The sequence below is a fragment of the Calothrix sp. PCC 6303 genome, assembly GCF_000317435.1.
In the GTDB taxonomy this organism is placed as follows: Bacteria; Cyanobacteriota; Cyanobacteriia; order Cyanobacteriales; family Nostocaceae; genus PCC-6303.
The window spans coordinates 4,710,652-4,723,658 of sequence record NC_019751.1 but is presented as its reverse complement, the minus strand read 5'-3'; the positions used below and the strand labels follow the sequence as shown (position 1 = coordinate 4,723,658).

Below are 13,007 nucleotides of genomic sequence, written 5' to 3'. Positions count from 1 at the left end.
TGATGTTTTAAGTATCATCTAGGGTTGACGTAGAGACGTAGCAATGCTAGGTCTCTACAGGGGTTTCAGGTAATGAATGTTAATTTCAGAAAGTTCGGAAATTTCTGGAGATGTCTATTATTTGACCTTCCCTCGGAAACGAATAAATCCGTAGGAATTAATTGGTGTACCTGGTGCTGTTGCATTAGGTAAATTTCCCAAATTTACAACTACAACACCATTGGTATTAGAACCATCACATTTAATAGCAGGGTATTTACTCACAGGGTCAATTCCTGGGGCTAAATATTCGGCTGTATCACCATCCTTGGTATTGGTGAGGGATTCAGTTACACCATTATATTGCCAAACAATACCGCGATCGCTTCCGGGAAGACCACTGCTATTTTTGGTTGCGAAACTATTGAATGCAGTCGGCATAAAGGTGACATTTTCGGGAACGCGATCGCATATTAAAACTTTGCTTGCTGTTGTGTCACCTGCTGATAAGTAGTAAATGGTGTATTCGATTTCATCGCCGGGTTTGACGTTCCCGCCATTTATACCACCAATTAGAAAGGTAGTCGGGTCAAGCCAATTTTCTGTATCTGCGGGTTCTACTGGTGGATTGGGGTTAGTAATAGTTATATTGTTGTCATCGTAGGGGTTAGTATCTTGGTCTTTGTATGCTGCCAGATTATCACTACCTGAATTTTGAGTTTGGTTATTAACAGATGTAATCCGCTTCACCAACAACACATTTGGGTAAAGACATTCAGCCCCTGGTTTGACTCCAGCTGCGGGAATAGTTTTCTGTTCAAATAAACCATTAGCACCAGCAGTTGCACCATAGGGGTCAGGGTTCGGGTTCACAGTACCCCCAGCTTTATCATTACCAGGTTGACCAGCGCTGACATCGGTAGTAGGTGTTATACCTTGGAAAGCGATGTAACCACCACCACCACCACCACCGGGACCATGTTCAAAGTAGCCAGAATCCAGACCTTTTCCACCTCTAGCATTAATTGCCAAATTCGGGGTGGATGGAGTCACAGATTGAATTATTACAGTACCACCTGCACCACCGCCACCACCACCATCAGTACCATTCGGTTCTACACCCTGAAACCCATTCGCTTCAATGGTGCCAGTACCTGAAATTTTACCAGCGCGCACCATCACGATACCGCCGCCGCCACCACCGGAAGGAACATTTCCAGTCACTGAGTTATTGGAGGTACCAGCACCACCGCCTCCTCCCAGAACGATACGATTAACTGTAGTGAGGAAAGCTTGACCACCAAAACCACCTACAGGTTGACGACCGTAACCATCAGTCCAGGAGTCACCACCCTTACCACCGAAACCACGGTTAGCACCACCACCACCACCAGTGTTAGCAGAGTTCTTTTCTATGTTAGGGTCTGTGGAACCTCCACCTGCGTTACCGGGAGCACCTCGACCAAAGCTACCATTGGGATAACCTTCGTCAGGATTAATAGTTACAGATGTCGTAACATCATTTCTAATATATTTGGGTGTTCCGGCAATACCTTCACCTTTAGAACCGTGATAGGGATTAGTTGACAGACTTACATAATCTTTATTTCCTGGTAAAGCTTGGGGTGTACCACCTGTACCAGTAGTGTTTCTACCACCACCCCCTCGGAAACCTTGACCGCTAACGTCTATTTTTCCGGCTCCAGAGAATGTCAAGGTATCTGCTACGTCCACTGCCACAATCCCCCCGGAACGTCCATTCCAAGGTGCTGCTGTAACTGTACCGCTAATTGTAGTATTGCGATATTGAGGTAAACGAATTACCTGAAAACGTCGCTGTCCTCTGCTGCTGGTCGCATCAGCATTAGTAAAAGTATAGGCTAAAGATTCTTTGATTTGCAGATTACCCCCCGTTGGTGCGACAGAATTGTCGGCAACTACATATTGGTAATATCCTGATCTGTTAAATACTGTTGAACCACTACCTGCACCTCCTGGATTACTATTTCCATAACTATCGGTGTTAGTAGAGTTAATTTCCGCATCCTGCATTTGGATGATTAGCAGCTTATCTCCTTTTTTGATGGCAGAGTTGAGTCCGGTGGCAGCACCTATAGTAATTTGGGTTGCACCTATACTTGCTGATTGAGTACCGGGATAGTAAGTATTAACGACACCGCTAATAGTCGAAGTCCCATCCGAACCAGGTGCAGCACAAATACCTGCGGGGGGATTAGGTTCTGCATCTGGGGTTGGGGGATCGGGTTCAAAGCTAACTTGAGCGCGATCGAAACCAAAGTTGATATTATTAACCGCAGCAGTAGAGACGTTAACTGTTAAATCATTTGATGTGCCTAAGGTCAAGCCGTTGGGTATATCATTATCGCTAGTATCTACTTTGACTTTGTATGTACCAGTCGCTACGTTAGTAAATGTGTATTGCCCTTGGTCATTAGTTGGAATATTTGTGACTTCTTCACCTGTATCCACAGTGTTGTTGTTATTGTTATCTTTGTATAAAATAACTTTTACTGCTGCGGGTAATTTCGGTTCGCTGGCATCGAAATCATCTCCACCGTCTGTATCTTCATAAAGAGTACCGGAAACATCATAGAAGGCACAACTAGGGTCACTACCGGAGATGCTTGTGGTTAGACTACTCGCTGTAATTGTCTGATTAATACCCGTCAATCCAGGTGTTGCGCTATTAGATGTATTATTTCGTACCTGACCGTTGACAATTAATCCAGCTACACCACCACTAACATTTACAGTCGCTCCACCACCAGTTGTGTAAACTACACCACCGCCACCACCTGCTCCAGGACCATCCGTTTCTGTTGTATTATTTTCGTTTAGATCACCACCAATACCACCTGTAGCATTAATAGTTAACCCCGATGCATTTCCTGTTGCCGTTGTTACCAAGACGGTACCACCTGCACCACCTCCACCACCCGCGTCAGGTAAAGCCCCAGCAGGACTGTCAATTCCATCTGCTCCTTTAGCATTGATAGTACCTGAGCCACTAACACTTCCGGCTCGAATTAAAACCATACCACCGCCACCACCACCAGCTCCAGATGGTTTAGCTTGGTCGTTAGTATCGCCAGCACCACCACCACCACCAAATATTAAACGAGTCGGATCAGCAGCAATTGGAGTTCCTCCGAAACCACCTACAGCAGCATCAAATGTAGGTTGTGTAGTGTTACCCCATTGTGAATCCCCATACGATCGCCCACCTAATCCCCCTGCACCCCCGTTGGCACCACCACCACCACCAGAGTTGTGTTCGTTTCCACCACCACCTGCGTTCGCTGGCGCACCACGACCCTCATCACCATTGGGATAGCCCGGTGTACCCAGATCATCGGTGACTGTTGTAGAACGAACATTAAAACTACCAAAAGGTTGGCGTGCCACAAATCGGGGTGTACCAGCAATCCCTTCACCTTTGGGTCCATCGATTCCTGCTAGTGAGCCTTGACTAGTGGTTCGGAAAGTTGAAGTTGAACTACCAGAATAACCATTCGGGTTAGATCCACCTCCCCTAAAACCAAGACCATTAACATCAACTACACTGCCTGCACTGAAATTTAATCCTTCTCTAACATCCAGGGCAACAATCCCCCCCGAACCCCCATTCCATTGTGCGGCTGTTGTTAACGTACCTGTTATTGTTGCTGTTGTATATTGAGGGACTCGCACCACCTGAAATGACCGCACCCCCTCAGAACTCGTGGCGGCAGCAGTACGATAAGAATAGGTAGTACCTTTGGTCAATGGAATAACACCACCGGAGACAGGACCATTGGCTACGGCATATTCGTATCTTCCAGCGTTATTGAGGCTGGTATATCCACTTGCTGCCAAAGGGGATGGCACAATGTTTGTATTTGAATTGACATCGCCACCGACACCGTTTCCATAGGCATCAGTATTAGTGGAATTAATATCCGCGTCTTGCATTTGAATAATCAATAGCAAGTCCCCTTTGGCTATTGGCGTAGTATTACCATTAGGGTTTATAGCTCCTATGCTCACAGAAGTTGAGCCTGCATTCACTGTTCCTGTTCCTGGATAATAGGTATTGACAATTCCACTAATAGTTGCCGTTCCGTCTTTGCCTGGTGTAGCACAAATTCCTACCTGCTCGGCTCGCACTGGGGCAGGCATCACTAAAAACTGGGGTGCTATTAACGCTCCAGCAGTGAACAAAGCTACACCAGATGAATATTTATTCTTTTTCTTGACTGAGGCGATCGCGCTTAAATTTTTAAATAATGATTTCATGATTTAGTTCCAGTCAAAATACATAGTTTGTAAGTAATAATGTTGAGTTTCTAAATTTATAGATACTAAGATGAAGATTAAAGCATCTTTTCACTAGGTTTGAAGTTGATGAAAAGTCGTTATGCTATATAGTATTCCCACGGATAATGATTAATTAGTTAAGTAAAATCACGCAAATTATTGGTGTTTTTAATTTGTAGAGACGTAGCACTGCTACGTCTCTACATTAGTTTGGTTTTTACCGCTCTATTTGTAAATCCTCATCCTGTGATTCCAAAATAATTTCCACACCACGAATATCAAAAAACATCACTTCAACACGACGATTTTGAGCATGTTCAACTCTATCTCTACCAGGTGTTTTTAATTTTCTTTCCCCAAAGGAACGAAGTGTCATTCTTTCCGGTGCAATTCCTTTTTTAATCAGATAATTTCTGGCATTTACCGCACGTCGGAATGCTAAATCTTTGTTGTAAGCATCGCTAGCACGGGAATCTGTGTGTCCTTGGAGTTCAATGACAATTGTGGGATATTGCTGCATCACCGCAACGATTTTATCTAATACTTTGCCACTTTCAGCACTAATAAAGTCTTTATTGAGTGCATAGTGAATATTATTAGGAACCCGCAAACGAATTACTTCTGGTGGTGGTTCTGGGGTTGGTTCAACTGGTGGTTCAGGGACGGGTTCAGGTGGTTTGGGAGTTGTACAATTGGGAATTTCTCCTACTGGGTTTGCAAGTTCGTCTTGTTTTTCTATAAGTGCAACATTTTTACGAATTTGAGCCATTTCTTCGGGGTTGGTTGATGTCACCAAAGCCGAGTATGCTGGTTCCGAGGTACCGTATTTGGGATGAGATGCGATCGCACTCACCACAGAACCCGGTTTTAGATTTTCTAAGGTTGCTGCAAATTTGCCTTTTTCGTCTGCTTTTACGGAAGTTAAAACCTGATTTAACCCACCTTCAGCTACTTGATAAATTTGGATTTCTGAACCTGGTTCAGCAATTCCATCAATGTTAACTTTGCCGTTGATGTTTAAAAATTCTGGGGAAAGAAATTCAGGTGAATTAATTCCCGCATTCCCAGTATCTAAGCGACGATTTCCTGTATCCCGACGCGGGTTTTTGCCGTCTCCCCGTTGAAAGTCTTGGACATCAGCATGTCCTCTGGTATTTAAGTCGATGCTGAGTCCTTCGATTTTGGCAAAGCGGTTATTTTCTATTTGGTTGCGAACAGATACACCGTTGTTAAATGAACCCTTGGGAGGAAATGCTGTGACTACAACACCGGAACCTGCTTGATTTATAATTTTATTATTGGTGACTTTGTGGTCACTTCCCATCAAATATACTGCTGCACGTCGCAATCTGCGACCGTTATATCTGATATCGTTGTCTTTGATTTCCACTGCACCTTCAGGTTTAAATAAAAATATTCCACTACCATCATTTGCACAGAGTAAATTAGCATGGATTTCTGATTTATCGACTTTACCATCTAAGCGGATAGCATCTGGCATTCCTGCTAAACCGTTACCAATAATTATATTTTCGATAACCTGGGTTTTTTCTCCCCGAAATCCGGTAATAATTGCGCTACCGTCGTGGTATGATATGCGGTTATTTTTAATAATTGTCCCCACTGCATTAAATACTGATACCCCAAAAGCTGAAGGTGTCTCTGGCATTTTTGCATCGGGTGTGATTCCCAACCAGTTATTTTCAATAACTACGTTTTTGGCTGGGTTCGTATGGTTTTTGATGTCACTGGATGCGATGAAGATATCAGCAGGAGGAAGACTTGCAGTAGTTTGATATTTGGCAGTAAAGCCGTACAGACTTAATCCGCGAATGGTAATGTCATCTGCAACTATAGATAGTCCGCGAAATACTTCTTTTCCAGGTGCGGGAGTAATTGCCACAACTGGAGTTGTGGGTAATGGGGGGACAAAATCTGTTGCGTTTGCAGGTTGTGTGCTGTCGTAACCTGGTTGGGTTGTTCCATCAATAATGGTACCAGGGGATGTTAAAGCTGGTAAAATCTCCGTGAGTTGGATGGTGGTTTGTTCCGCAGGGAGGTTAAATTCAATCCGCGAATTTCCACTTGCTGGTTGAACTTGATTTTTTTCGCTCTCACTAAGTTTATCTATTAATAGGGTATTGTTGGCAAGTGCGATCGCTTCTCGCAATGTAACCCTATCATCTGGTTTAATTTCGTCTGCGTTGCTATTTACTGTGATTTTTAAAGTGTTTTGAGTTTGTGCAGCAGCGATGTTAGGAATGGAAGCGAATAAGAAATAAGGAAGAATAAATAAACTAATTCTTTCTTTTATTTTACCATTTCCCCCCTGCTCCCTGCTCCCTGCCCCCCTGCCTGTTTGTTGAACAAAGTCAGGGAGAGGTCTTTTATTTTCTTCGTGTTTCATATTCCTTTAACCTCACTTTGCAGCTGCGAAGTTGTCTGATTTTTGTGTTTTCGCAGTGCTTGCACCACGGATTCCTTCTGCTGTCTTGGTGGACGTTTTTGCATTCCAAATCCGTCAAAGAGTTCGTTCAGCTTAACTGTTAACCCCAAGTAACCACCTCCAGCAGATCTGGTACCGGAAAAATCGCGGTCATCAACTTTACCAAAAACATAGCCAGCAGACAGTCGCAAATTTGGGGTGAGGTAATAACCTGTTTCCACAACAAATCCGGTTTCGGTGTTGTCCGATTGCCCAATCCACCTCGCTTCACCAACTAAATCCATGCTGTATCCCAAGCGATACGTAGCTCTAACTTGTGCCAAATTTATACTACTACTGCCAAGTAAATCGCTTGCTAAGAAAGAACTGCTATTGCGAAGAGCATATTTTCCGTAAAATTCCCATTGCCAATTTGGTGCATAAATAGCTTCGGCAGCAAAAGTGTGGTCTTCAGAACCAGTACCACTACCTAAGAGGATTGTATCGGGAATGATGGAGGGATTTTTACGATATTCATACCGCAACAAAGCGTTAAATTTATCGTTATTGGGGTCACGGTAAGCTAAACCTAGTTTGAGATTTGCGGTGTCACCTAAAGCTACTAATTTCTGATTAGATGCATTTGCTTGTTGGTAGCGTGCTAAAGCCGTGAGTGATGGTGATAATTTACCAGTAATGCCTGCGGTAATAACTGAATTATTTCCAACTGAGGAACTGCGATGTTCGTATTTAGCACTTGCTTGGAAGTTGGGATTGTCAGAATATTCTAAACCGATGCTGTAGCTATCACCACCATTAAAGCCGATGGAGGAAGCTGCTTGTCCAACAGAGAAAGGTTGGGCAAATTGCTGTCCAGTTGCATTTCGTGCTTGGAAATTACCAAAAATATGTTCGTAAGCGAGGTTAAGACGCAAACCTGGGGAAATTGTCCATTTATTATTTAAACCAATTGCACCTTGGGTTGTAAGTTCATTAGCACCTCCCAAAATCGAATAGCGTCCAGTAATTGACGTATCACTACCAAGTTTGTGTTCTCCGTTGACGCTGAGGGATGTAATCGAGTTACCTTCAAACTGTCCCCCATGGTAAAACTGCTGTGCAAGGCTAATATTAACTCCCTGAAGTACATTCCAATTTAAACCAAAGATACTTCTGTCAGGGTAAATGGCATCTTTTTCGGAAGATAGGGTCAGTTCGTTTTGTGCTTGGAAGGTGAGATTATTAGTAATGGGGACAGTGAGACGCGATCGCAGTTGGTCTGATTTGCTGTTTAATGCGTTGTTGGGAATCCGATCTTTTCTGTCTCGATGAATCCAATCTAAATCAAAGATACTGCGACCAAATTTTTGTTGAACTCCCGCAGATATGGTAGTCAGGGAATTATCAACCTTGCTACCGGGAACAGCTTCCAAACGAGGTGCAAACAAATCTTCAAAAGTATCTAATGGTTGCGGTGCGATGCCAAAATTATCTTCATGGTCATACTGGAAGCGCAAATTTGTACTTGATGACAGTTTACCTGTTACTTGTGCGCCGTAGCGAGTTTGTCCCGGAACAAAACTAATTGTGGCATTATTGGCAAATCCTGTATCCGCAAAACGGTAATATGCACGTCCTTGAAGATTCTTAAAAATTTGTCCTTCAGCTTCCAAGCGGTAAGCATCACCACTAACATTATTCATTAGTTCCGAGCTATTACGCGATCGCGCAAACTCTGCAATGAATCTACCTTGGTTCCCAAAGGAAATTAAAGCATCTGCACCAAATAATTCAAAGTCCCGTACACCTTGATCTTCTTTTAAATAAGTTCCAGCTACCCAGCTTTCACTATTTAATCCTCGTGCCAAATTATACTGTAATCGTCCCGCATAAATATTACTGTTGGCATCTTGACTATCATATTGATAGCTAGCAACAATTCTCCGAACTAAAACCTCACCATTATTACCAATGTCAGTCCGTAGAACTGGTTCACGGAATAAAACTGTCCCCCTGTCATAATCAATATCGTAGTCAGCACCGCGATTTAACTGTTTCCTCTCCAATACAGTACCGGGACGGTTAAGTTCTTCCAACTCCAAGAAAATATTTTCACTTCCAGGAACTAGAATCCGTCGGGAAAGGAAGTAAAAACCACTAGTTCCATCAGGTGCAACAGTATCCCGTTGGAATCCTTGAACGTTATTCCCGTAAAAACCCGTAATTTGCAAATTTCCTACATTATAATTGGCTTTAAAGCCGTGTAGCTGACGTGCGATCGCTGTAAACTGTTGGGAAGTGCGATTAAATTCTTCAGTGTTGTAATCACCCCACATTACATAGTCAGATGCTGCACCAGGAATCTTGGAAGAACGTTCAAACCGCAAGAATAAGCTATCAGTGGAAGGTGTAGTTACATCAACTTTAGAACTATCTCCATAAACTGGATAATTCTGTTCATTGGATTGATAGGTTTTAAATAAACGATTATCGCAATTACAATCCTCATTCAAAGAACGGGAAGTATTCAACGCACCAGTAAATAACCATTCACCTACTGTCCCAGTGGCAAAAACAGCCGCATTGAAATCTAACTGAGTACTTTTATCTTTATCTGGACGCAGAAAATCGCGGTAACTACCAAAATAGTCAGTACCCCTAGCACCCAAACGCAAATCCACGACACCAGTCACTAAACTTGAACGTAACGCTGTTTCAAATTGTAATTGTGTATATGCTTCTAAATCATTGCTATTTGCTCGAATTCTGACAGTTTGCGCTTTCAAATCAGATTTCAAGGTTGCAGTAAACTGTCCATTTTTCGCTTCCACCTGAAAACCAGGTTCATCTGGTTTAAAATCAACACCAACAAACTCCCCAGATGTTGCATTTAAAGTAACAATTGCATCTCGATTAGAGCGATTACCATTAGCATCAACTAATTGTCCTTTAACGTTTGCAATCGAACGTCCATCCGCAGGAATACGAGCTTCAACTGTATCCAATTTTAAACTAGTTGGCGCACCCCTAACTTCAACTTTCACCGTAGATGCAGACTCAGATGTACCTACAATCTGTGCAGTAATGATATTTTCGCCTTCTTTGAGGGAAATACCATACCAAGTTTGTGTCACCAAATTGTTGCTAGAGTCAGTTTCTGTGCGTCCAATAGAGTCGCTATTAACCAACTCACCATTCACCCGCAACTCAATATTTGCATTCACAGGGAACTGCAAAACAACCGTCGCTGCGGGAATATCAGCAACTGAATCAGGAGTAGGAGAAAGGATTTTGATTTGAGTAGTGGGGGAAGATGGGGAAGAAATTGGCTTTTGTTCTTTCTGCTGTGCATCTATGGAAATTTCACTTGCGACAACAGGGAGAACCCCAGCTTCTTCTTTTTTATTCTCAGCTAATTTTTGTATACTTGCAGGTAATTTAACCTCCTTAGCAGGTTGGAAAGGCTGAATACCCTCTTTTAATGGTTTTTGATTCAGAGCTTTTTCTAGTCTTTTAGCCGTTGAGACGCTACCGGAACTAGTTACTGTAGGTGCAAACTCAACCTCTGAAAAAACATCAATGTTAGGCAAATCCTGTGATTGACTAATAAGTTGGGTGGTATCAGTTTTTTCCTCTAGAATTACCTCTTCCTTTGCAACTTTTTCAATTCCAAAATCTTCGTGTGCTTTATTAGACTCAGAACTCAATAAATTATCAGGAGAATTTATTGATTGTGCTTTCGCTATAGTGGGAGCAAAAACCAAGCCAAACGCGATCGCAAACCGTAGGTTAATCCCATTCACAAATGCTAGGTGAGAACGGTTAACTGCCTTTCTCAACTTAGACTTTGAAAGATCATTTACAACTTCAACCTGATAGCGGAACACTGGTAAATTTGTACTCTGCCTTTCCTGATCTTTCAACTCCGAAGCAGAATCAGATGTAATATGCAGTCGATGTATCATTTTCCTTCCTCCTGGAAAGTGGGGGTGACTGCAAAATTCATGCGTACCGTTCCACCTGGTTCCAACCGCACCAAACGCGATTGGCTATTACGTTCTTTAAATTTGGTATTAGGTGCGAGGGTATAACCGGGAAGACTACTTAAATCTAAAACTCCCGTATGACTCCCTGGTTTAACATTGGCTACAGAATACAAGCCATTTGGGTCAGTAGTAATACGGTTCCCATCTTGCATATAAATTACCGCATTTGGTATTCCTGGCTCCCCTGCTTGCTGCTCACCATCAAAATTTTTATCAACAAACACACGACCGATAACAGTACCGCAATCTGATGTGATTCCTGGTCTAATTTTTAACTGATGTATTGCTGGACCATCCTTAGAAGCAAAACCATTATCTGCACGTTGTGCATTGACGATTGCACTGTTCCTACCATCTCCCCGTACAGCATCGCTTGTAAGTTGCGCCGCATAGGCAATATTTAATACCAGACCCTGGGGAATTGCGGTATCAGTACGGAATGTCACCGTTGAACCTTGACGTTCTGCCGTCACATTGACAGCTTGACCGTTAATTTCGCCTCGTACCGATTTTGAGATAAAATTGAATCCCAAAGGTAAATTGTCAGTAGCAACAACATTATTTAAAGCAACATCAGAAAGATTTTTCACCGAAAGACGATAAATTGCTGTATCACCAGGTTCCGCAGTTGCTCTATCCCCAGATTTGACAATTTGCACCTGTTCTGGTTTACACATTCCCGTTGTAAATTGGAATGCTAATAAATCGAGTCCCACAGTTTCCGCATTCGGAACGAAAGCTATAGTATCCGTGAAGTTTGTACCACCAGTAGTGGTAATTGGTTGACCATCAAGGGAAGTAGCAATATATCGAACAATATTATTACCAATTCCACCTGTACTATCAACAATTTGCAGCTTGATGCGTCGTTGAGTGAAAATCGAATCTTTTGGTGGATTAACTACCAAAATATAAGTCTTACCAGGAGCAATTTGATTTTTATTAGGGTCGAATAAAAAGTTATAGGTACCTTTAGGTTCCTGGTTAGTCACAAAATAAGGATTACTATTTTCGATATTAGGTTTGAGTCCAGCCGGAACACCATTATTTTGAATATCGGGTAACTCAGTTCGCGTCAGAGGAACCAAATTACCTAACTCAGTTCCCGTCGGATCATTGGGATTTGCTTCATACATGCCGACAGAAAAACCTGTGTAATCTGGTAAAAGTTCACCACCACATCCTAAAATGCGTCCTAATGGATCAACCAAGGGTATTGGACTGGTATCTATCTGAGCAGATGTGCCTTGAAATGTAAATTTACTGGCAGGATCGCTATAAGAGTAACTGGCTTGATTATTAAGTAAAGGCAAGGAAGTTTTTGTTTCTATCTGCTGGGCGTTTGTTATACCTGTAGAACCATGAAAAACACTACCAATTAATAACGTTGTAGTTACCTTTTGCAACCATTTTCTATCGAGATATTTTCCTAAATATCTTCGTTTTTGGTGTTGCCGACGGTTCACTTAAAATTGCTCCTCAAAAATGCCATTATTCTATTAAGTAAATACACTTTTAAAACAAAATACTTTTGTTAAATAACTTCTAATTTTAGTCTTTCAACAAATCAAATATAGTAAACTATTTTTTACCCATAACCCTTGTAGAGACGTAGCAATGCTACGTCTCATGTCTATAACCTAAAAATTATTTAACCTTGACTTGATAGCTACCTTTAACAACACTCTTTGCTTCCACAGATGAAACCTTCATTCGCAGGTGGGTATAAGCATTTGCAGGTGCTGGTTTGGTTGCAACTTTGCCGTCGGGAAGAGTTACTTGCACGGTTGGATTTTCGACAAAATTACGTCCACCATCGATGCTATAAGTAACTTTTGAATTACTTTTATCATCTGCACTTGCAGACTTCAATACAAATTCCATACCTTGAGGAATTGGTTGATTAATAGTTAAGTTTTTAACTTGTTTGTCGCTGATGTTTTCGCCAGTAATTGTGTAACGTAATACATCTCCAGGCTGCACTTTAGCTTGACCCTTTAAAGCCAGCCAAGTCTTTGTTTGCTTACCTTGTTGATCTTGAGCAACAACTTGTTTCTCAGCATCAAGTTGTAAATTTACTTGCTGTTGTTTTTGAACGTTTTGCGCGTTTACACCCGACTGGAAAAAATTTTTAGCTGCGGGGACTTGAGCAATTACAGGTGCAATAGCGATGAATGCAACTGCTCCTAATCCTAACAATGAACTACGTTTCATAGAAAAACCTTTTGAAGTTGAAAAAT

The 13,007-nt window shown here is 42.1% G+C and carries 5 protein-coding genes; all 5 read right to left on the bottom strand.

Going from position 1 to position 13,007, the window contains the following annotated elements; all coding sequences use genetic code 11:
* Positions 1 to 117 precede the first annotated feature (117 nt).
* A complete protein-coding gene (locus CAL6303_RS31515; RefSeq protein ID WP_015199491.1) occupies positions 118 to 4,275 on the bottom strand; it encodes a hypothetical protein in 4,158 nt (1,385 codons plus the stop codon).
* Between the two features lie 238 nt (positions 4,276 to 4,513).
* On the bottom strand, positions 4,514 to 6,703 hold the full coding sequence (locus CAL6303_RS19200; RefSeq protein WP_015199490.1) for an OmpA family protein: 2,190 nt from the start codon (positions 6,701 to 6,703) through the stop codon (positions 4,514 to 4,516).
* Positions 6,700 to 10,686: a hypothetical protein gene (locus tag CAL6303_RS19195; protein ID WP_015199489.1), complete on the bottom strand. Its 3,987-nt coding sequence runs from the start codon at positions 10,684 to 10,686 to the stop codon at positions 6,700 to 6,702. Before CAL6303_RS19195 ends, CAL6303_RS19200 begins: the two co-directional genes overlap by 4 nt.
* Positions 10,683 to 12,233 (bottom strand): DUF11 domain-containing protein, encoded by a 1,551-nt coding sequence (locus CAL6303_RS19190; protein ID WP_015199488.1) that lies wholly within the window; start codon positions 12,231 to 12,233, stop codon positions 10,683 to 10,685. Before CAL6303_RS19190 ends, CAL6303_RS19195 begins: the two co-directional genes overlap by 4 nt.
* Before the next feature lie 181 nt (positions 12,234 to 12,414).
* Positions 12,415 to 12,981, bottom strand: a complete 567-nt coding sequence (locus CAL6303_RS19185; protein ID WP_015199487.1) for a DUF11 domain-containing protein — start codon at positions 12,979 to 12,981, stop codon at positions 12,415 to 12,417.
* Between the last annotated feature and the right edge of the window lie 26 nt (positions 12,982 to 13,007).